The 19687-nt window shown below is 66.6% G+C and carries 18 protein-coding genes; 9 read left to right on the plus strand and 9 right to left on the minus strand.

All coding sequences use genetic code 11. The annotated features are described in order from the left end of the window. Positions 1 to 43: 43 nt before the first annotated feature. Positions 44 to 730, minus strand: coding sequence for a hypothetical protein (locus FDY95_RS00540; RefSeq protein ID WP_138074775.1), 687 nt, complete (start codon positions 728 to 730; stop codon positions 44 to 46). Between the two features lie 228 nt (positions 731 to 958). Between FDY95_RS00540 and FDY95_RS00545 the strand changes: the two genes are divergently transcribed. Next, the gene (locus FDY95_RS00545) at positions 959 to 1204 is read left to right on the plus strand and encodes a hypothetical protein (protein ID WP_138074776.1); all 246 of its coding nucleotides are present in this window, start codon (positions 959 to 961) and stop codon (positions 1202 to 1204) included. A 355-nt stretch (positions 1205 to 1559) separates the two neighbouring features. Here FDY95_RS00545 and FDY95_RS00550 read toward each other — a convergent pair whose 3' ends face one another. The 6 genes from FDY95_RS00550 to FDY95_RS00580 form a co-directional block, all read right to left on the minus strand. Next, positions 1560 to 2309 (minus strand): porin family protein, encoded by a 750-nt coding sequence (locus tag FDY95_RS00550; RefSeq protein ID WP_171025465.1) that lies wholly within the window; start codon positions 2307 to 2309, stop codon positions 1560 to 1562. Between the two features lie 185 nt (positions 2310 to 2494). Next, positions 2495 to 3184 (minus strand): hypothetical protein, encoded by a 690-nt coding sequence (locus tag FDY95_RS00555; RefSeq protein ID WP_138074778.1) that lies wholly within the window; start codon positions 3182 to 3184, stop codon positions 2495 to 2497. A gap of 504 nt (positions 3185 to 3688) precedes the next feature. Then, entirely contained in the window at positions 3689 to 4384 is a 696-nt protein-coding gene (locus tag FDY95_RS00565; RefSeq protein ID WP_138074779.1) for a hypothetical protein, read from the minus strand. 103 nt (positions 4385 to 4487) lie between these two features. After that, positions 4488 to 4979 carry an SUKH-3 domain-containing protein gene (locus FDY95_RS00570; protein WP_138074780.1) on the minus strand — a complete coding sequence of 164 codons (492 nt, stop codon included), beginning with the start codon at positions 4977 to 4979 and terminating at the stop codon, positions 4488 to 4490. A gap of 143 nt (positions 4980 to 5122) precedes the next feature. After that, entirely contained in the window at positions 5123 to 5662 is a 540-nt protein-coding gene (locus tag FDY95_RS00575) for a hypothetical protein (protein ID WP_138074781.1), read from the minus strand. Positions 5663 to 5984: 322 nt separating this feature from the next. Continuing rightward, on the minus strand, positions 5985 to 6602 hold the full coding sequence (locus FDY95_RS00580) for a hypothetical protein (protein WP_138074782.1): 618 nt from the start codon (positions 6600 to 6602) through the stop codon (positions 5985 to 5987). A 340-nt stretch (positions 6603 to 6942) separates the two neighbouring features. On the opposite strand from FDY95_RS00580, the gene FDY95_RS00585 reads away from it, so the two are divergent. The 6 genes from FDY95_RS00585 to FDY95_RS00610 all read left to right on the plus strand — a co-directional run bounded on the left by FDY95_RS00585 (position 6943) and on the right by FDY95_RS00610 (position 13790). After that, the gene (locus FDY95_RS00585; RefSeq protein ID WP_138074783.1) at positions 6943 to 8016 is read left to right on the plus strand and encodes a mandelate racemase/muconate lactonizing enzyme family protein; all 1074 of its coding nucleotides are present in this window, start codon (positions 6943 to 6945) and stop codon (positions 8014 to 8016) included. Positions 8017 to 8025: 9 nt separating this feature from the next. Continuing rightward, complete coding sequence (locus FDY95_RS00590; protein WP_212744841.1) at positions 8026 to 8805, plus strand: SDR family NAD(P)-dependent oxidoreductase; 780 nt, start codon at positions 8026 to 8028, stop codon at positions 8803 to 8805. Positions 8806 to 8984: 179 nt separating this feature from the next. Next, positions 8985 to 10184 carry an MFS transporter gene (locus FDY95_RS00595; protein WP_138074784.1) on the plus strand — a complete coding sequence of 400 codons (1200 nt, stop codon included), beginning with the start codon at positions 8985 to 8987 and terminating at the stop codon, positions 10182 to 10184. A 247-nt stretch (positions 10185 to 10431) separates the two neighbouring features. Next, positions 10432 to 12252, plus strand: coding sequence for a peptidoglycan D,D-transpeptidase FtsI family protein (locus tag FDY95_RS00600; protein WP_171025466.1), 1821 nt, complete (start codon positions 10432 to 10434; stop codon positions 12250 to 12252). A 45-nt stretch (positions 12253 to 12297) separates the two neighbouring features. Beyond that, positions 12298 to 12879, plus strand: a complete 582-nt coding sequence (locus FDY95_RS00605; protein ID WP_138074786.1) for a hypothetical protein — start codon at positions 12298 to 12300, stop codon at positions 12877 to 12879. Positions 12880 to 12914: 35 nt separating this feature from the next. Further along, positions 12915 to 13790, plus strand: coding sequence for an aldo/keto reductase (locus FDY95_RS00610; RefSeq protein ID WP_138074787.1), 876 nt, complete (start codon positions 12915 to 12917; stop codon positions 13788 to 13790). A gap of 47 nt (positions 13791 to 13837) precedes the next feature. Here the strand turns inward: FDY95_RS00610 and FDY95_RS00615 are convergent, their stop codons facing one another. Continuing rightward, positions 13838 to 14584 carry a LytR/AlgR family response regulator transcription factor gene (locus FDY95_RS00615; RefSeq protein ID WP_138074788.1) on the minus strand — a complete coding sequence of 249 codons (747 nt, stop codon included), beginning with the start codon at positions 14582 to 14584 and terminating at the stop codon, positions 13838 to 13840. A 12-nt stretch (positions 14585 to 14596) separates the two neighbouring features. After that, positions 14597 to 15712: a sensor histidine kinase gene (locus tag FDY95_RS00620; protein WP_138074789.1), complete on the minus strand. Its 1116-nt coding sequence runs from the start codon at positions 15710 to 15712 to the stop codon at positions 14597 to 14599. A gap of 230 nt (positions 15713 to 15942) precedes the next feature. Here FDY95_RS00620 and FDY95_RS00625 point away from each other — a divergent pair, with 230 nt between their 5' ends. Continuing rightward, the gene (locus tag FDY95_RS00625; RefSeq protein WP_138074790.1) at positions 15943 to 18366 is read left to right on the plus strand and encodes an outer membrane beta-barrel protein; all 2424 of its coding nucleotides are present in this window, start codon (positions 15943 to 15945) and stop codon (positions 18364 to 18366) included. A 104-nt stretch (positions 18367 to 18470) separates the two neighbouring features. Continuing rightward, positions 18471 to 19634, plus strand: coding sequence for an OmpA family protein (locus tag FDY95_RS00630; RefSeq protein WP_138074791.1), 1164 nt, complete (start codon positions 18471 to 18473; stop codon positions 19632 to 19634). Positions 19635 to 19687 lie beyond the last annotated feature (53 nt).

Below are 19687 nucleotides of genomic sequence, written 5' to 3' on the forward strand. Positions count from 1 at the left end.
TCGTCCGGGCGGCGCGGGGCGTTTCGGGGCAGCCTGGGCCAACCTAAAGCGCGGAGGGGATATAATTCCGGAGTTTGACTTGCTGGTAAATGGTCACAAACTTGTTGTAATCAAACTCAGGAACCCAGGCGCTTAAGTCACGGCGGAATTTATCCGTAAAGGTCAAGTTGCTCTGAAAACCAGGATTACGCTCATCAGGGGGTAATAATTGAAGTAAGGCTAGTTGCCAGTACTTGTAGCCCAGCGTATAGCTCAGCAACGTGAGGTAACCTTTCAAGTCTACGTACAACGGGTAAGGCTCCCCACCCTCACCAAGCTCGAAAAAGTAGAGGCCCGGATCGAGTTGGGCATCATGGTAAAAGCCTACGCAGGCTTCGGGCGTAAAGAAGTCCACCACTTTGAAGGCGCGCCGGCGCCTGGGCTCTTCGGGCCAGCCAAAGTAGATGTGCTCTTTCCAGTTACGCAGCGTGGTGCGCAGGGGCAGCAACTGAATACAGCCTTCACACGGCGGCAATTCAGGACAGTCAGAACGACTATGCCATTTCAGAGTATAACCATCATTCTGGCGGGCGCAAAGCCGGAATTGTTCTGGTATCCATTCCGGATGCGGAAGCCGCAATAGACTTTTCTCACTGGCACTGCCCGCTACCTCGTGCTCTGTAATCTTAAATAAAGTATCACTACGCCGCGTGCAGCTAATCATCAGACTCACGTAGTCACGGTCGGTCATTTCTTATTGAACGTTGAGTAGCAGTGTCGCAAGAGTACTACAACTAGTGCGGGTTCAATTTAAGGGATATGTCCCTCAGGCCCGCGTGTAGCACCGTGTCACCGCGTGACCAGCCTTAACGCAGAAGCCCTAAGCCTCCCTTCGCCGCCCCAGCGGCCAGCCGGTACCGCGCCGCTCGGCGTCGGCCGGGCGGCGCAGTCATCAAAAGCATTGCTTTACCCCACACATATGCCTCTGCTGCCTGCTGATTCAACCTTTGTAGAAGAGGACTACAAGGACTTACTAAATAGATATTCGGGCTTCGGCATTGGGCTGTTTTCGCAAATCGATGACCAGTTACCTAGTGTATTCAACCGCCTAAGATTCTTTCGTTCGGTGACGTATCAAACAGCAGATATATACGCTACTTACGAAACTTCTGAAAAAGCATTTGCTATTCAGCTTGACCCTGACATTGAGGTTATCTGCCTGTGAAATGATGACATACAAACCGAAATCGGTAACTGGTTTGAAGACCCAGTCGCAGAAGCACTAAAGTGTATAACTACTCATCTACTAGGCTCAACTGAAGCAACCCCCAGAGTAGTGTAATTGCTGCTGAGGCCCCATAAGAAGCCCCAGCCGCCCCAGCGGCCAGCCGGTACCGCGCCGCTCGGGAGTCGGCCGGGCCCAGGCCGACGCGGCAGTGGAACGAGTAGGCAGGAGCCGCCTGGGCTGAATGCAAACGGGTGCCACCTCTCACAAGGCGGCACCCGTTTGCATTCAGGAAGAGTTGAGCGGTTCAGTAGCTTCCCGCAGAGGTCCGCAGCTCAGCACGTCCCCGCAGGCATTAGCTCTTGGGGCCGAACAAATAAGCTACCGAGAATTGGAAAGCATGATTTCGGTAGGTAGGTGGGGTTCTGGTGGTGACACCGGGCGCGTACTTGGCTCCCAGGTCGCGCAGGCCCTGGCTGTAGCCGGCCTGCACCTGGAACCCGCCCGCGAAACCGTACCCTATCCCTCCTTGCAGGCCCGCATCCAGCCCCTTCGAGACGTAGGGGCCGTCGGGCGTGTTGTCGTAGGTGTCGCCGGCTTCCACATCGCCCTTGCCAGACCGGCCGCTGGAGGCCCCGCTCCCGTACCGGCCGCTTTGGGAAGACGTGTACTTGCCCCCCAGTAGCAAACCCACGTACGGGCCGGCAAACACCTGGAAGCCCTGGCCCCCCTCCCCCGTGCTGTAGAGCAGGTTGAGGGGCACGGTCAGGTAGTTGAAGCGGAAGCTGTACTCGCCGTGATAGGTGTAATTGTAGGGCGCGTCGTAGGCATCTTCCTCAAAGGCGAAGCCCTTCTGCGAGTAAAGCAGCGCCGGCTGTACGGCCCAGTGGGTACCCAGGCCGATCTGAGCCGCCACGCCTACTTCCGCGCCGCTGCGCGAGGAGTTGGTGACCTTCAGGTAATTGTCGCCGGGGTATTCGAAACCGCCAAAAGATTGATTGAAGCCCACCCGGGGTCCAATGCGGAAGGAAGTCTGGGCTTGGCTGGTAGCCGCAGCCAGCAACAACATGCCGGTAAAGAGAGAGGAGGTAACGTGTTTTTTCATAGGGTGCTTCGACAAAATCAGCACGAACTTAGTCAACAATTGCTCCCGATGGACTAGCATCCAGCAGATCGAATCGGCTACCCCGCCGGCGCGCGTCGAGACGCGTGCCCGCTTACCGGCCCAAACGCAAAACCGGCCCGCCCCTCCCTTCCGAGGCGCGGGCCGGTTCCATTTCCACCCTGCGGCTATTGCTTCGGCTGCACCCCGCCGCCCTTGCTGCCCCCGCCCCCGCTCGACACCAGCTTGCGGGCCTGCTGGTAGCCGTCGAACAAGGCCCGGTTCAGCAGCTTGAAGGCTTTCATGTCCTCGTCGAGCTGCCGCACTTCCACCAGCAGGGCGGTGAGCAGGTCTTCCAGGGCGGCACCGGCCAGCACCCGCTCGTTGATGGTCTGGCGCGTGGCCGGCTGGGCGGTTTTGTAGGTTTTCAGCGCGTCGTGCAGGGGCTTGAGCGCGGCGGCCGTCAGGCCCTGCTTGGCCAGCTCCGGCACCACATCGGGGCGGGCGGCGCTGTTCAGAATCGACTCCGCCACCCCGATGAAGGCCAGGGGCCGCAGCTTGCGCAGCTGCTTGCTGGTGAGCGTAGCCAGGGCCAGCAGGTCGTTGTCGCCGAGGCGGGTGGCTACGCTACGCAGCGGCCCGAGCAGCGCAGGCAGCAGGTCCAGCAGCGTTTGGCGGGCCGCTTTGGCGTCGCCGGTGAGCGTGGCGGTGCGCCGTGCCGTGCCGCCCCGCGCCTTTTCGATCAGCGCGTACTGCGCCACCACGTCGGCGGCGTTTTTGGCGGCTACTTCGCTGACCGCAATGTCGGCCTGATGGTCGTTCAGATACGCCACCAATTGCCCGCACATCATTAATTGGTCTTCCTGTACTTGTTTCACCTATCGATGATGAGTTAGCCGGCGAAACCGCTCCGCCACGCGTGGTAAGCCCCTGCCTACCACGCCCAAAGTATCCGGCCAGCCCAACAATAGCAACCCCGTAAAAACACCCGTTTTTACCTTCCCGATACCCATCCTCGGCTTGGCAAAACCCTGACTCCGGGAAGCAAAACACCTTCTCCCCGCGGCGAAACACTACCTCCGGGCAGCAGCCCCCCCCCTCCGCATCCCGCAACACCCCCTCCGGGAACGAAAACACCCCTTCCGCCCGACAAAACACCTCCTCCGGGAACGAAAACACCCCCTCCGCGTCACGCAACACCCCCTCCCCCTTCCAAAACCCTTCTTCCCAACGACCAAACACCCTCTCCCCACCAAAAACACCCACCGCCGAAGGCCGCAACCCATCGTCCGCCACCGAAAATACCTCCTCCGGCCAGCCACACCCGGCGCCAGGAATTGATTGATGGCGGTGACGTAGTCGTGCATCGGGGAAGCAAGGAGTCAGGAGGATATCTGGCGGCGCAGGCGCACCTGGTCGTAGAGCTGCACGAAGGCGTCGAGGGAGAAGGGTGGGAACAGGGCCGTCATGTCGCGCACGAAGTCCTGCGCGTTCGGGTCCTGCGGGCCGGCGAAGGGCTGGGCGGGCCGGTGGGTGAAGTGCGCGTTCAGCTCCACCAGCAGCGTGGGCCAGTAGGTGTAGCCCAGCGCGAGGGTCAGCAGTTGCAGGTAGCCGTCGAAGTCCACGCCCAGCGGCTGGGGCATGGTGCCTTCGCCGAAGGCGTGGTAGTACAGCTCCCGCTCCTGGGCCGCGTCGTGGTAGAGGCCCACGGCCGCCTCCTCCGCGTTCAGGTCTACCACCTTGAAGCAGCGCAGCCGCTGCTGGCCCGGCCGCAGCGTCTTCTCGAAGTACACCACCCCTTCCCACGAGCCGTAGATGTCCTGCAGCCGCTCCAGCGCGATGCGCCCCGTGCACTCCGGGTGCGCCTCCAGCTGCTCATCCGTGGCCCGCCAGGGTAGAAGTGTGCCGTTGTAAATCTTGCAGCACTCCGTGATGGACGCCGGTATCCACTCCGGGTGGTCCAGCGCGGCCAGCTCCTTCTTGGTCGGCTTCTGGTAGGTTTCGGGCGGCTCAGACTCGAAATAATCGCCACAGGCAACACAGATTTCGCGCAGGGTCAGAAAATAGTTCAGGGCCATGACGGCAAGGGAATGAGGGAATAACCGATTAGCCCAAAGTACGCAGCTGCGTTTCTGCTGGCGGTAGTAGGCGGCGCGGCCCACGCGCCCACGGCCTAACGGCTCAGGTAGACGACGGCAGCTCGGGCCAGGTAATGACGAGCCGGTCCGGGCCCCAGGTGTGGTCGTCCTCGTTGAGCTGCAAACCGGGCGTTGACTCAAACAGGGCGTGGCTGAGGCCTGCCACGAAGGTCTTGCCCGCCAGGGCAAACCAGTTGCCGAGCTTGTACACGCTGCCGTGCATGTCCACGCAGACATCCCACCACTCAGCCGTAACGCCAATCGGGTAAAGCGTGCGGCCCAACTCTTCCGAGTACGCCTCTAGTTTGTCATCGTCGGCGTGCGTAGGCTCGAACGTAATGCCTTTGTAATCGGGGTACCCCACGCGTAGGCCGCCCAGCTCCCGTAGCAGCGCCAGCACCTCGGGCGGGTAGCTCAGGCTGGCGGGCAGCTTTACGGGCGGGTCAGCCACGCGGCCGGGGTACCAGCCGGCCTGCTCCAGCAGGCGGCGCATTGGCGGCGGGAAGTCGTAGGGCGGAACCAGGGGATGCGTCATCAGCGAAGGGGCTACGTTGGTGGATGAAAGATGCGCAACCCGGCGCGAACGAAGCCGCGCCCGTTGCAGGCCGCCACCCCACCCGACACGCCCGGAGGCCCCGGCGGCGGGCAACCGTGGCCACCAACTGCCCGCGCAGCGGCTCAGGCCTCTCCTGGAAGCGTCCGTTCGGTATCGAAGTAGGCCTGCTTGGTGTGGATGACGTCCCAATCTGCATCGGGGAAGAGGGCGGGCAGCAGCCGGGCCAGCCGGTAGGCGTGGCGGCGAGTGGGCAGGGGCAGGGCTTGAAACTCCGCCAGCGGCAGGTACAGCAGCTGCCAGCCGTAGGCCCCGCGCCAGTCCAGCGCCGCCTGCACGTACGCGCTGATGCCGAGGGTCAGCGGCCGCACGTCGGGGCGGTCGAAGACGGCTAGGCCCAGCAGCTCCCGCTTGGCGCGGTCGTAGCGCAGCAACGTGCGCAGGCCCGTGTCCTCGGCCCCGCCCGTCTCGAAAAACGAGGCGTGGGCAAACTCCGCCGACGGGTTCAGCTCCTCCAGCCGGTAGGCCGAGTCGCCCAGGCTCTTGCTCAAACTCAGCAGGCTGATGCAGCCCATCAGCTCGGGCCCGCCGTCGGGCAGGGCCGCGTCCGGGCCCGTGGTCCAGCACACGTCCGTGGATTGCGTGGCCAGAAACAGCTTGTACACCTCGAACCCGGCGTCGAAGCCTATACGGTCAATGAATGCCTCTTGGTACTCTTTAACATACTCGTCTTTTTTACACGATAGGTCATGTGCTGCCGTAGCAAGCGCACCTGGGGTTGTGGGCGAGGCTCTGAGTCAGGGTCTGGAACTGCTCGGGGTAGGAAGCGCGCAGAGAAAAGACGTAGCTGTATTGGGGCATTAAAGATGCGCAAACCGGCACAAACGCAGTAGGCCCCGCGCCACCGAAAGCCAGCCAGCCGCCCGGTTTCCCAGCCCCGCCCCACCCGCCACTGCCAGATGCCCCGGCTACCGGCTGCCGCTGACCTTACTGGGGCTTTTGGGGCTGGGCCGAGAGCTTGACCAGGTCGTAGTGGGCCACGAAGGCGTCCAGGTCCCAGTCGGGAATCTGCTGGGCCAGCAGCGGCAGTTTCCATGCAATGGTATTGCTGGCCAGCGAGTCGGGCTGCAGGCGGAAGGGGCGGGCCTGCCCAGCGGGGCTGGCCAGCTCGAGCAGCAGCAGCTGCCAGTTCAGAAAGCCCCAGGTGAACTGCAGCAGCGAGATGTAGCCCTGCAGGTCCAGGTCCAGCGGCTCCAGGTCCCGGTCACTCTCATCGTAGTAGTACAGCTGCGGGCTGCGCCGCTCGTCGTGGAGCAGGCCCACGCAGGCGTCGGGCTTGAACATGTCCACCGGCCGGAAGTGATGGAGCTCAGGCGCGTCTTCGGGCAGCACCAGAAACTCGTCCGGGTCCAGCGGGCCGTAGATCCGCTCCACCGGCAGCAGGTTGATGCTGCCCTCCAGCCGCACGCCTCCGCGCGCCTGCCAGTCGGCCCGTAGCCCGTTTACATAGCGGCCGTACAACAGCACCACTTCCGGGATGCCCTCGGCCTGAAAGGCGGCCAGCTGCTTCTTCTTTAAGACGCCGTATGGCTGAGACCACGGCATCTCCATGTGCCTATCCAACTCATCATACACCGTAAACAAAACCCGGCGCATGTGCCATTCAACAAATGGGGGAGCGAATATCATACTAGCAGCAAGAAAGGAAGAACCGCGAAAGTAAGGTTTGGGCGTACCTCAGGGTACTGCTACGGGAGGTGCGCATCCGGCCTTGCCTGCCGCTGCCAGCGGCAAGTCGGTACCGCGCATCCCGTATCCAGCCAAGGTAGCTATCCACCCGACACTACAGGACACCCCGGCCGCCGGCCGCCGCTACTTTGCCGCCGCCATTCACCACGCGGCCGCCCGCCTACCAGCGGCTCCGCTTCCACCCTACCTCCCCTGCATGAACCGCATCCAGAGCTACGGCGTGTATACCGCCAAGGCCCAGCTGGCCCAGCCCATTGCCGACGCCACCCACACCCTGACGGAAATATCCTTCCTGGTGCTGCGTATCACCACCGAAACCGGCGTGGTGGGCGAGTCTTATCTGCTCAGCTTCCAGTACAGCCCCCGCGCCATTGCCGGGGCCCTGCAGGACGTGGGCGAGCTGGTGCGCGGGGCCGAGGTATCGGAGACGGTGGCGGTGTTCGAGCGGCTCAACCACGCCAACGAGTACTTCGGCCAGGAAGGCATCAACCGCTGGGCCCAGGCCGCCTACAACATGGCCATGTGGGACGCCTGGGGCAAAATTCTGGGCCAGCCCATCTGGCGAATCCTCGGCACCTCCCGCACCGAAGTGCCCATCTACGGCAGCGGCGGCTGGATTTCCTACTCCGTGGAGGAGCTCATTGCCGAAGTCAGCGGCTACAAGGCCCGGGGCTTCCGGGCCGTCAAGATCAAAGTCGGCAAGCCCGACTGGCGCGAGGACCTGGAGCGGCTGCGGCTGGTGCGCGAGGCCGTGGGCAATGACATCGGCATCATGATGGACGCCAACCAGGGCATGACCGTGCCCAACGCCCTGGCCCTGGCCCGCGCCGCCCGCGAGCTGCACATCCAGTGGTTCGAGGAGCCCATCCCGCACGACGACTTCCAGGGCTACGCGCTCTTGCGCAACCAGGCCGGCATCTCGCTGGCCATGGGCGAGCGGGAATACTCCACCCTGCCCCTGCGCGAGCTGCTGCTGCGCAACGCCATCGACATCTGGCAGCCCGACATCCTGCGCCTCGGCGGGGTGGAAGCCTGGCGCAACAGCGCCGCTCTGGCCGGCGCCTTCAACATCCCGGTGCTGCCCCACTACTACAAGGACTACGACATTCCGCTGCTCTGCACCATCCCGAACGGGGCCGGCGCCGAGTCGTTCGACTGGATTGACCCGCTCATCGACCACCCCCTGCAGATCGTCAACGGCCTGGCCCGCCCCCACGACCGGCCGGGCTGGGGCTTCGGCTTCAAGGACGCCGTGCTCACCGAAATCTAGCCCCGCCCCATGCAGCCCAACCCCGACCACAAGCTCCGCGCGCTGTTTTCCCTGGCCGGCAAGCGCGTCATCGTCACCGGCGCCTCCAGCGGCCTGGGCCTCGATCAGGCCCTGACGCTGGCCGAGTGCGGCGCCGAGGTCTTCGCCCTGAGCCGCTCCGGCCGCATCAAGGTGGAGCACCCCGGCCCGGTGCCCTCGAATGTCACCTTCCTACCCCTCGACGTAACCGACGAAGCCGCCGTGCAGCGCGTGTTCGACGATATCGGCGCCGGCGGGGGCATCGACGTGCTGGTGAACAATGCCGGCATCACCCAGCGCAAGCGGGCCGAAGCGCTGACCACGGCCGAGTGGGAAGCCATTCACGCGGTGAACGTGACCAGCGTGTTCCGCTGCTGCCGCGCCGCCTTCCCCTACCTGCGCCAGTCCCCCCACATCGGCCGCATCATCAACGTGGCCTCGATGGCCTCCTACCTGGGCTTTGCCGAAGTGGTGCCCTACAGCTCCAGCAAGTCGGCGGTGCTGGGCATCACCCGGGGCCTGGCCGTGGAGTGGAGCGCCGATAACGTGCTGGTCAATGCCGTGTCGCCGGGCTGGTTCCCGTCGGAGATGAGCCAGCAGGTGATGGACGCGGACCGCCGCCAGAAAATCCTGCGGCGCATGCCCCTGCACCGCTTCGGCCGCCCCGAGGAGCTGTCGGCCCTGGTGTGCTTCCTGGCCGGGCCGGGCGCCAGCTACATCACCGGCCAGGACTTCAGCGTCGACGGCGGGGCGCTGGCCTTCGGATTCTGAGCCGGCGCGCATTGCGGAAGCAGTAAGCCTAACGGCTAGACCCACCCTTCTCAGCGGAGGGGGGCACCGGCTCTAGCCTTGCTCCGCAGCTTGAGGTAGCAGGTGAATTCGCCCATGGCGCCCGCACAATCCCGCCAGCCCGTGCATCTTCGCGGCCCGACCTCTCCCCGCTCCCACCCATGCCCCGGGCCACCCCTTCCCCCGCGCCCCGCACCTTGCCCGTCATCGTGCTGGCCCAGTTTTTCTGCACCTCCCTCTGGTTTGCCGGCAACGCCATTGCGGCCGATCTGGCGGCCATGCTCCACCAGCCCGCCGCCTTCGTGGCCCACCTGACCAGCGCCGTGCAGCTGGGCTTCATCAGCGGCACGCTCACCTTTGCCCTGCTGGCGGTGGCCGACCGGTTTTCGCCCTCCCGGGTGTTCTGCCTCAGCGCCCTGGCCGCGGCCGCCTGCAACCTCGGCCTGCTCCTGCCCGGCCTCGACGCGGGCGGCCTGCTCGCCTGCCGCTTCCTGACGGGCTTTTTCCTGGCCGGCATCTACCCCGTGGGCATGAAAATAGCCGCCGACTACGCCCCCGCCGGGCTGGGCAAGTGGCTGGGCTTCCTGGTGGGGGCACTGGTGCTCGGCACCGCTTTCCCACACCTGCTGAAGAGCGGCGCGCTGCAGCTGCCGTGGCGACTCGTGCCCTGGGCCACCTCGGCGCTGGCGGTACTGGGCGGCCTGGCCATGCAGCGGCTGGTGCCCGACGGCCCCTACCGCCGCCCCGGGCAGCGCCTGCGGCCCACGGCGTTTCTGAGCAGCTTCCGGCGGCCCGGCTTCCGGGCGGCGGCCTTCGGCTACTTCGGCCACATGTGGGAGCTGTACACCTTCTGGACCTTCGTTCCGCTGATACTAACCACCTACAACCGCGCCCATCCCGGCGCCCCGCTGGCCGTGGCGGGCTGGTCGTTTCTGCTGATCGGTTCGGGCGCCGTGGCCTGCGTAGGCAGCGGGCTGCTCTCGCGGGTGGTAGCACCCCGCACGCTGGCCCTCACGGCCCTGGCCCTGTCGGGGCTGTGCTGCCTGGTGTCGCCGCTGGTGCTGCGCGGGGCGCCGGCGCCGGGGCTGCTGGCGTTTCTGTGGGGCTGGGGCCTGGTGGTGGTGGCCGATTCGCCCATGTTTTCCAGCCTGGTGGCCCAGCACGCCCCGGCCACCGCCCGCGCCACCGCCCTGACCATCGTCAACTGCCTGGGCTTCGCCCTCACCGTGGCCAGCATTCAGCTCACCAGCTGGCTGGCGGACCGCGTACCCACGCACAACCTGTTCCTGGTGCTGGCCCTGGGGCCGGTGCTGGGCTTGCTGGCCCAGCTAGGCACCCGCCGAGTGGCCCCTACCGAGTAGAAGCCGCCCGATACCGCCCGGGTTCTGCACCGGGCAGCCGGCCCCAAGCCGGCCGCCCGGTCGCCGCCCGGTCGCCGCCTGGGCGGTGCAGGCCCGCCCGCCCGCCCGCCCAATGCATACCCATCCGCTCCCCGACAACCAGCCTGCTGCGGGCCACCACGGCCCGGGCATGAGGTTCAGCGACAATCCCGCCCCGTTCACCGAACCGCCCGCCCCCGCCGTCCGCCAATTGCCTAGCTTTGCCGGTATGCGCACGGCTACCAATCGTTGTAAACAGGGCCTGTTGGCACTATTTCTAGGTCTCGCTGCCTGCTCCTCCCCCGACCAGCCCAGCGGTGCCCCCAGCGCCGGCCTCGGCGACGTGCGCGTGCGCTACACCGCCCGCCGCGTGGTGCTGCCCGAGCTGCCCCAGCGCGGCCGCATCCTCGACCGCTACGACTCGGTGCTGGTAGTCACCCGCCCCCAATACCTGCTGAAGCTCCCGCGCCTGCTCGATACCCTCAAGCTCGGCGCGCTGCTCGGCTGGGACTCCACCACCGTGCGCCAGCGCCTGCAGGAAGCCGTACCCGCCGACCGCCGCGGCTCCGCCTACCCCGTGCAGCTCAGCCTGACCAAGAGCGAAGCCGAGCGGGTGCGCCAGGACAGCAGCCGCACCGTGCCCAGGCTCACCCTCACCGAGCGCCCGCGTCGCGCCTACACCACCCCCGCCGGCGCGCCGCTGCTCGGCTACCTGTACGCCGAAGCTCAGCCCTTCCTCGGCCAGACCCGGCGCACCCAGCGCGGGCGCTTCTACCGCCTGCGCAACGGCGGCGTGGAAAGCTACTACAACGGCCTGCTCAGCGGCCACCGCGGCTACCAGCACCCCCTGCTCGACCAGCAAGGCCGCCAGCACGGCAGCTGGGCCAAGGACACCCTCTTCCAGCAAGGCCAGGACCTGCACCTGACCATCGACGCGAAGCTGCAGACCTACGCCGAAAAGCTGCTCGGCAACCGCCGCGGCTACCTCGTGGCCCTCGACCCCAAGACCGGCGAAATCCTGGCCTACGTGTCGGCGCCGGTGTACCCGGCCGCCACCATCACCGCCCCCGACAAGGCCGGGCTGCGCGCTGAGCTGCTGGAAAGCGAGGACATGCCCCTGCTCAACCGCCCCGGCATGCTGGCCAACCCACCCGGCTCGGTGTTCAAGCTGATCAACGCCGCCATTGCCCTGCAGCTCGAAGCCATTACCCCCGCCAGCGCCTTTCCCTGCGACCAGTCCCTGGTGAGCTGCGTGCACCCCCACCGCCCGGCCCACAACCTCACCGCCGGCCTCAAGTACAGCTGCAACCCCTACTTCTACCGGGTGATGCAGAGCCTCATCGACTGCGTGCCCGACACCCTGGCGGGCGACACCGTGGCCGCCCGCCACGCCACCCTAGCCCAGTGGCGCCGCTACGCCCGCTCCTTCGGCCTCGACGCGCAATTGGGCGTCGACCTGCCCCGCGAAGCCCCCGGCTTCCTGCCCACGCCCGCTTATTACGACAAGGCCCGCCGCACCCGCGCCTGGACTTACCGCTCCATCTACTCCCTGAGCCTGGGCCAGGGCGAAATCAACCTCACCGGCCTGCAGATGGCCAACCTCGCCGCCATCATTGCCAACCGCGGCTGGTACTATGCCCCCCACCTCGTGCGCGGCATCGGCACCGGCGGCCCGCTGCCCCGCTTTCTGCAGAAGCACCATACCCTGGTCGACAGCGTGCACTTCGCCGCCCTCGTGCCGGGCATGCAGGCCGTGATGCGCAGCGGCACCGCCGCCTCGTCCAGCCTCGCCGACGTGGGCATCAGCGTGGCGGGCAAAACCGGCACCGTGCAAAACGACGAGGGCGACGACCACGCCGCCTTCGTCGGCTTCGCCCCGGCCGACAAGCCCCGAATTGCCGTGGCCGTGTACCTCGAAAACGCCGGCTTCGGGGCCGAAGCTGCCGCCCCCTGCGCCGTGCTGGTGATGGAGAAGTACCTGCGCGGCTCCATCGCGCCCAAGCGCAAACGCTGGGAAAAGCGCATCCAGCGCCAGGCCCGGGGCGAGTAGCAAGCTGCCGCTCCTTCGGGCCCGCCGCCTGTCTTGCGTGTCCCTATGGCTATCTGGCAATACCGCTTAACGGCCCTTCCCGCCGCCGGAATCCGGCGCCGCTGCGGCCACGTCCCCTCCCAGCTCTTCATCGACCACGAGGGCTGGAAACAGTATTGGAACGCGCTACCCTCGGCTGACTCGCCGCCCAAACCCGTCATTGACGATGCGTACACCACCGACTGGTGGGAGGGCCTCGGCGTGGCCGTCGCACCTATTGCCGCCCGGATCGACCAGTTGATCCAGCGGGCTGCTTGGTCGAGCCAGGAGAACTGGTCCTGGAAAGGCAAGGAAGAAAACCAACAGGACCATGACTGCTGGATTTCCGTTCGGCCAAACGCGCAGACGATAGATAAATTTCAGTTCCGAACCGATCTGCGCGACATCAATACAGCGGCCGCCTTCCTCCTGCCCATGCTCGGAATTTGCGAGCAATACGACCTGCTGGTGCTCGACACCCGCGGCCAGTTGATGCAGCCCAATCTGGCCGCGGTTTATCCGTCGATCAAGGAGTCCAGCGCGGTACGCTTCCTCACCAACCCCCAAGCGTTTTTAGAGCAGGTGCTGCGCGAACAAAAAGGCGCGTAGTTGGTATTAGCTCCCATCTGCTTTATCAGCCGCCCATGCCCGCAACCATCACCATCGCCCCCAATTCGGCCCAGCCGCTCACCGTGTCACGCCTCGGCTACGGCACCATGCGCCTCACCGGCCCCGACATCTGGGGGGAGCCCACCAACCGCGCCGAAGCCCTGCAGATCCTGCGCACCGCCGTGGAAGCGGGCGTCAACTTCCTCGACACGGCCGACTACTACGGCGAGGACGTGACGAACCGCCTCATCCGCGAAGCCCTCTACCCCTACCGCGACGACCTGGTTATCTGCACCAAAGTGGGCGCCACCCGCCGCCCCGACAAAAGCTGGATACCTTTCAACCGCCCCGAGCAGCTGCGCCAGAGCATCGACAACAACCTGCGCACCCTCGGCCAGGAGCAGGTGCAGCTGGTGCATCTGCGCCTGATTGGCCACGGCCCGGTGCCGCTCGACGAGCAGCTCGGCGCCATGTTTGAGCTGCAGCAGCAGGGCAAAATCCTGCACGTGGGCCTGAGCAACGTGACGCCTGAGGAACTGGAGGCCGGGCTGAAGCTTGGCCCCATTGCCACCGTCGAGAACATGTTCAGCTACGCCCAGCGCACCACCGTGCAGCTGCCCCACGGCGCCAACCCCGGCGGCGAGGAAGTGCTCCACCTCTGCGAGCAGCACCAGCTGCCGCTGATACCGTTCTTCTCGCTGCTGCACGCCCTGCCCAAGCAGCTCGACCGGGTAGCCGAAGTGGCGCGCCGGCACGAGGCCACGCCCGCCCAGATCAACATTGCCTGGCTGCTGCACCATTCGCCCTGGCTGCTGCCCATCCCGGGTACCTCGTCATTGGCCCACCTGCGCGAAAACCTGGCCGCCGCCGAAATCCGGCTCAGCGCCGAGGACATGGCCTACCTGGGCTAGCAGCACGCCCCAGGTATCTGGCGGCTACGGAGGCGGGCCCACCCGAACTACCGCCCGCCCCGCCCGCCGCGCACAAGCTGGTAGAGCGCGTCGCGGTAAGTGTCGCTGACGGGAATCAACTTGTCGTGCACGTAGAGCGTGTTGCCGTCGATGGCCTGCACGTGGTCCAGTGACACGATAAAGGACTTGTGCACGCGCAGAAACGGCGGCTGCGGCAGCGTATCGGCCAGTTCCTTGAGCGTCTGGTAGGTGATGATGCGCTCCGCGGGCAGGTGGAGCAGCACGTAGTTGTTGAGCCCCTCCACGTAGCGGATATCGGCGTAATCGACCCGCACGAACTTGTTTTTGGCGTCGCCCTTCACGAACAGGTAGTTGGCTGCGGACGTGGCCGCCCCGGCGGCCGGAACTGGCGGCGGCTCCGGGGCCGTCGCGGACACCGGGGCCAATAAGGCCAGGGCTTTCTGGGCCGCTTTCAGAAACCGCTCGAAGCTGATGGGCTTGAGCAGATAGTCCACCACGTCGTTTTCGAAGCCGTCGAGGGCGTACTCGGGGTAAGCGGTGGTGAGCACCACGCGGCAGCGCGGCCCGGCCAGGCGCAGAAACTGCAGGCCGGTCAGGCGCGGCATCTGGATGTCGAGGAAGACGAGGTCGGCGCGGCCCTGCTGCACCCAGGTCAGCCCCTCAATGGGGTCGGTGGTGGTGCCGGCCAGGGCCAGAAACGGCACCTGCCCGATGTAGTCGGCCAGGATGGCCAGGGCCGGCGGCTCGTCGTCGATAACTACGCAGCGAATCATAGGGCGGTAAAGCTACGCGCTGACGGACGCCGGCGCCAGTGGGTGGGCTGCCGCCAGCGCGGCGGGCACCGGCGTAACCCGGGCAGCTTCGTCGTGCAGGAGCAGGTGCGCCCGAAATTCCGCACCGTCGGGCCCGGCCTGCAGCTCGTGGCGGCCAGCATAAAGCAGCTGCAGGCGGCGGCGCAGGTTACCCAGACCGATGCCGCTGGTGGCGTCGGTTTGGTAGTCGTGGCGGCGGTTGGTGGCGGTGAATTCCACCCGGCCGGGCTGCAGGCGCAGGTGCAGGCGTACGGGCGCGGCGGGGTCGTCGAGCACGCCGTGCTTAAAGGCGTTTTCGACGAAAGGAATCAGCAGCAGCGGAGCCACGCGGTGGCCCGCCGGGTCGCCCTCCACGCTCAGCTCGGCGTTGAGGCGGCCCGAAAAGCGCAGGCGGTGCAGGGCCAGGAAGTTTTCCAGGTAGTCGATTTCCTCCTGCAGGTCCACGCGGCCGTCGGGCGTGTCGCGCAGCATGTAGCGCATCAGCTCCGACAGCTTCAGCAGGGCGCCAGCCAGCTCTTTGTCCGCCGCGTAGGCCCGGCCGAAGAGCATGTTGAGCGTGTTGTAGAGGAAGTGCGGGTTGATCTGCGTTTTGAGGAAGGCGGCCTCGGCGGCGCGCTTTTCCGCGGTGAGCTGGCGGGTTTCCCGCTCGCGGCGCAGGGTGGTTTCAGTTGTCCACGCCATGGCACTCAGCGCCAGCGGCAGCACCGCGTAGTAGGTGTTGTCGAGCAGGTAAAACCAGGCGGTGGTTTCGGCGCCGTAGTTGCGAAAACCGAGCACGGCCGGGTACAGGGCTTCTTCGAGCAGCGCCCGGGTGCCGGCAAACAGCAGCACGGCCCCGAGCAAACCCAGCGCCAGCCGGGGCAGGCGCCCCGGGTGCAGCCAGCGTGGGTACACCAGCAGGTAGCAGCAATAAAAGGCCACCATGCGCGCAGTCAGGAAAGACGCTTGCAGCCACAGCTTGGTGGTCAGGGTGCTGCCGCCCGGCTTGGGCTCGAACAGCAGCCAGTCGCCGAGCAGCACGTAGCCGACGTAGGCCAGCCACAGCAGCACGTGCCAGCGCAGGGCAGATTTGGGGGTGAACGGGGGCATGGCGCAGCAAAACGGCGAAGCCCAAAGCTACCGGCCGGGCCGAAATCCACGGCATTTTTTACGCCAGTGGCCGATTTGGCCGGGGCAGTGGGCCGAGCGGGCGGGTCAACGGGGTCAAACTCCGGCCGGCGGAGTTACCCCTCGTTCGGGGCCGGTGGGATAATCTTTTTTCGGCGCGGCGCCGGGCCGGGGACTTTTGAGCCGTCCAACCGCACCAGCCCCGTTCCGTCATGTGCCAACGCCTACTCGTTCTCCGGCTTAGCCTTCTTTCCCTCACTGCCCTGGCCCTGAGCGCGGTGCTGAGTTCGGCCGCGCGGGCCCAGGTGCCGGTGCGCGGCGCCTTGCAGGATGCCGCCGGCCAGCCCCTGCCCTTCGCCACCGCCGTGCTACTGCACCTGCCCGACTCGGCCGTAAGCAGCGTACAGACGGCCGACGCGCGGGGCGCTTTCACCTTCGAGCGGGTGACGGCCGGGCCCTACTGCCTGAAGGCCCTGCTGCTGGGCTACCGGCCGCAGCGCTACGGCTTTTCGGTAAGCACGCAGCCGCTCGCCCTGCCCGCCCTGCGCCTGCCCAGCGCCACCACGGCCCTGAGCGAAGTGGTGGTGGAAGGCCGCCCGCCGGTGCTGGAGCAGCACGCCGACCGCACCGTGGTGAACGTGGACCGCCTCAACTCCGCCGGCGACAACGCCCTGGAGCTGCTACGCCGGGCTCCCGGCGTGACCCTCGACAAGGACGACCAGGTGCAGTACCGCGGCAGCGGCAGCGTACTGGTGCTCATCGACGGCAAGCAGACCTACATGAGCGGAGCCGCGCTCAGCAACTACCTCAAGTCCCTGCCCGCCTCAGCCATCAGCCAGATCGAGCTGCTGCCCAACCCGCCCGCCTCGCTCGACGCGGCCGGTACGGCGGGCGTCATCAACCTGCGCACCCAGCGCAGCCCGCGGCCGGGCCTCACGGGCACGGCCACCGCCAGCGGCGGCTACGGGCGCTACGAAAAAGGCTCGGGCGGCGTGAACCTGGCCTACAACGCGGGCCGGGTGCGCACCTTCGGGCGGGTTGATCTGACGCACTCCAACTCCTTCAACAACCTCGATATCCGCCGCCAGATCCGCGACACCGTTTTTGCCCAGCAGAAGTACTGGCACCCGGTCTACAACGGCCTGAACTACGCCGCCGGGGCCGAGGTGCCGCTGAGCCCGCGCCAAACGCTGGGCGGGCAGGTGCGCGGCGCCCTCGACCACACCACGGCGCTGTCGACGGGCAGCTCGGTGGCCACGGCGCCCGACGGCCGGGTGGCCGGCACCGTGTCGCTCCACAACCCTTCCACCAGCCGCAGCCGCGACCGGGCCCTGAACCTGAACTATCGCCTCGCCCTCGACAGCGCCGGCCGCGAGCTGACCGCCGACGCCGACCTGATTCAGTACCGCAGCCGCATGGACCAGAGCTACCAGGTAACGAGCAGCACGCCCGCCACCGAGGGCGCGCTCAGCGGGCAGCAGCGCAGCGACCAGGGCGCCGACGTCGTCATCCGGGCCCTCAAAACCGACTACGTACACCCCGTGGCCGGCAGCAGCTGGCGGGCCGAAGCCGGCGCCAAGGCCAGCTGGGTCACCACCCGCAGCTTCCTCGACTTCGAGCAGCTGCTGGACGAACAGTGGCGCCGGGACCCGCAGCGCACCGACCGGTTCCGCTACGACGAAACCATTACGGCCGGCTACGCCACGCTGAGCACCACCTGGGGCGGCCTGGAGCTGAAAGCCGGTCTGCGCGGCGAGCATACGCACGCGGTGGGCGCTTCGGCCAGCACCGGCCAGCGCGTGGCGCGCAACTACTTCCAGCTCTTCCCCACGGTGTTTGCCAGCTACAAGCTCGGTGACAACGACCAGCTGGGTTTGTCGGGCGGGCGGCGCATTAGCCGGCCTTCGTACCAGAGCCTGAACCCCTTCGTGACCTACACCGACGCCTACACCGCCCTGCAGGGCAATCCGTTTCTGGCTCCGTCGCTGGCCCGCTCCCTGGTGCTGAATTACACCCACCGCAACTTTCAGGTGCTGAGTTTGAGCTACCTGCTCGAAACCAACGTGGTCAGCCAGGTAGCCTACCAGAACGACCAGACCAAGGTCACGACCACCGTGCGCCAGAACCTGGACCGGGCCCTGACACTCACGCTCACCTCGGGCGGACACACCGACGTGAGCCCGGCCTGGGGCATGGACAACGAGCTGGAAGGCAGCTACAACGCCGTCACCTCACGCCTGGAAGGCAGCCCCGTGCAGCTGCGGCGGTTTTCCCTGTCGGCCTCATCGAACCACACCATCCGGCTGCCGCGCGGCTACCAGGTGCTGGTGAGCGGCAGCTACGGCTCGCCCAGCGTGCAGGGGCTGTTCTACACCCGCAGCTACGCCAACCTCACGCTGGGCGCCAAAAAGCAGCTCTGGCACGAGCGGGTCACGCTGGGCCTGCGCCTGAGCGACGTATTCGGCACCAGCCGCTTCCGCAGCACCATGGATTACAACAACATCCGCATGAGCTGGAACAACCAGTGGGAAAGCCGGCGCCTCTCGCTCACCTTCACCTGCAAGCTCGGCAGCGGCCGCACCCACAACAGCCGCACCCGCGGCAGCGCCGACGAAGAAAGCCGCGCCGGCCACTAGCCGCGGGGCCGACTTGCGCCCAGGCCGTTTGCCGCCGATATTTCGGTGTCCCAGTAGCTGCGCGCGCACTTTGGGCCCGCCGCCGACGTTGGGGCAGCTAGTCTATGAAACCTACCCGGCTTTCCCCATCCCTGCGTTATTTCGGCGGCTTTGCGAGTCTGGCCGCCCTGCTGCTGGCCGCGCCGGCCCAGGCGCAGCAAGCCCCGTCCCTGGCCGGCATCTGGCAGGGCGTCGAAACGGACACCGACGAGCCGGGCTCCACCTGGCCGGCCCTGATGCGCATCCAGAGCGGGAAGGGCAGCAGTCTGTTCGGGGTGCTCTACCAGGAGGCCGGCGGCCGGCCGGGCGTCACCGTCACGTTTCAGGTGCTGGCCTCCCGCACCGCTACCGGCCTGCGCCTCGACCAGGTGCGCAAGCTCAACGAAACCGGCCGCACCCCCGGCAGCTACTGGTGCGAGGGCCTCATCACCTTCAGCTACGACGCGCAGGAGGAGAAGCTGACCGGCCGCGCCACCTACGACCCCGTCGGCACCTGCAACCACGGTAACTTCACGCTCTACCGCGTCAAGCTGAAATCGGCCGCCACGGTGCCGGCCGCTACCGCCACCACCCTTCGCGTATCGGGCCGCGCGGTGCGCTGGTACGCCGATGCCGAGCTGAAGCAGCCCCTGGCCAGCGGCAACGAGTACCGCACCAGGCTCAGCAAAACCACCACTTTCTACATCACCCAGGGCTACTACCCCACCCGCGAAAGCGCCGTGGTGCCCATCACGGTGAAAGTCGGCGGCACTGCGCCCGCCCCGAAACCAGCCGCCCCCAAACCCACCGCGCCCCCGGTAGCCGCCACCCGCCCCACGGCCCAGCCGCCCCTGCCTCCGCTCGATACTGCCCACCGCAGGCCCACCCCGGCTCCCACGCCCGCGCCGCCCATAGTCACGGAGCAGCCCGTGGCCCTGCCCACGGTACTCTTCAAGCTGGGCACCGCCGAGCTGCTGGCCGACGGCCTGCCGGCCCTGAACCAGCTGGCCGCCGAGCTGCACCAGCGGCCCGCGCTGCGCCTGCAGATTGCCGGCCACACCGACCGCGTGGGCGAGCCGCAGAAAAACCTGGTGCTGAGTGAGCAGCGCGCCGAAGCCGTGAAGGCGTACTTGATCAAGGCCGGCATCGACGCCACGCGCCTAAGCACCATCGGCTACGGCGACGCTCGCCCCCTCTACCCCTCGCCCGACGCCCGCAACCGCCGCGTGGAGGTGTCCGAGGTGAAGTAAGAAACGGCAAACGGCCCGCCCCGGAACTACCGGGGCGGGCCGTTTGCTTAGCG

It is taken from the genome of Hymenobacter jeollabukensis (assembly GCF_005771675.1).
GTDB classification, from domain to species: Bacteria; Bacteroidota; Bacteroidia; order Cytophagales; family Hymenobacteraceae; genus Solirubrum; species Solirubrum jeollabukense.

Bases quoted from the DNA above. Each gene is read 5' to 3' on its own strand.
- FDY95_RS00545 (WP_138074776.1), top strand. From the start codon at position 959: ATGCCTCTGCTGCCTGCTGATTCAACCTTTGTAGAAGAGGACTACAAG.
- FDY95_RS00605 (WP_138074786.1), top strand. From the start codon at position 12,298: ATGGCTATCTGGCAATACCGCTTAACGGCCCTTCCCGCCGCCGGAATC.
- FDY95_RS00595 (WP_138074784.1), top strand. From the start codon at position 8,985: ATGCCCCGGGCCACCCCTTCCCCCGCGCCCCGCACCTTGCCCGTCATC.
- FDY95_RS00580 (WP_138074782.1), bottom strand. From the start codon at position 6,602: ATGCCGTGGTCTCAGCCATACGGCGTCTTAAAGAAGAAGCAGCTGGCC.
- FDY95_RS00590 (WP_212744841.1), top strand. From the start codon at position 8,026: ATGCAGCCCAACCCCGACCACAAGCTCCGCGCGCTGTTTTCCCTGGCC.
- FDY95_RS00585 (WP_138074783.1), top strand. From the start codon at position 6,943: ATGAACCGCATCCAGAGCTACGGCGTGTATACCGCCAAGGCCCAGCTG.
- FDY95_RS00630 (WP_138074791.1), top strand. From the start codon at position 18,471: ATGAAACCTACCCGGCTTTCCCCATCCCTGCGTTATTTCGGCGGCTTT.
- FDY95_RS00610 (WP_138074787.1), top strand. From the start codon at position 12,915: ATGCCCGCAACCATCACCATCGCCCCCAATTCGGCCCAGCCGCTCACC.
- FDY95_RS00625 (WP_138074790.1), top strand. From the start codon at position 15,943: ATGTGCCAACGCCTACTCGTTCTCCGGCTTAGCCTTCTTTCCCTCACT.
- FDY95_RS00620 (WP_138074789.1), bottom strand. From the start codon at position 15,712: ATGCCCCCGTTCACCCCCAAATCTGCCCTGCGCTGGCACGTGCTGCTG.
- FDY95_RS00550 (WP_171025465.1), bottom strand. From the start codon at position 2,309: ATGAAAAAACACGTTACCTCCTCTCTCTTTACCGGCATGTTGTTGCTG.
- FDY95_RS00540 (WP_138074775.1), bottom strand. From the start codon at position 730: ATGACCGACCGTGACTACGTGAGTCTGATGATTAGCTGCACGCGGCGT.
- FDY95_RS00570 (WP_138074780.1), bottom strand. From the start codon at position 4,979: ATGACGCATCCCCTGGTTCCGCCCTACGACTTCCCGCCGCCAATGCGC.
- FDY95_RS00615 (WP_138074788.1), bottom strand. From the start codon at position 14,584: ATGATTCGCTGCGTAGTTATCGACGACGAGCCGCCGGCCCTGGCCATC.
- FDY95_RS00565 (WP_138074779.1), bottom strand. From the start codon at position 4,384: ATGGCCCTGAACTATTTTCTGACCCTGCGCGAAATCTGTGTTGCCTGT.
- FDY95_RS00600 (WP_171025466.1), top strand. From the start codon at position 10,432: ATGCGCACGGCTACCAATCGTTGTAAACAGGGCCTGTTGGCACTATTT.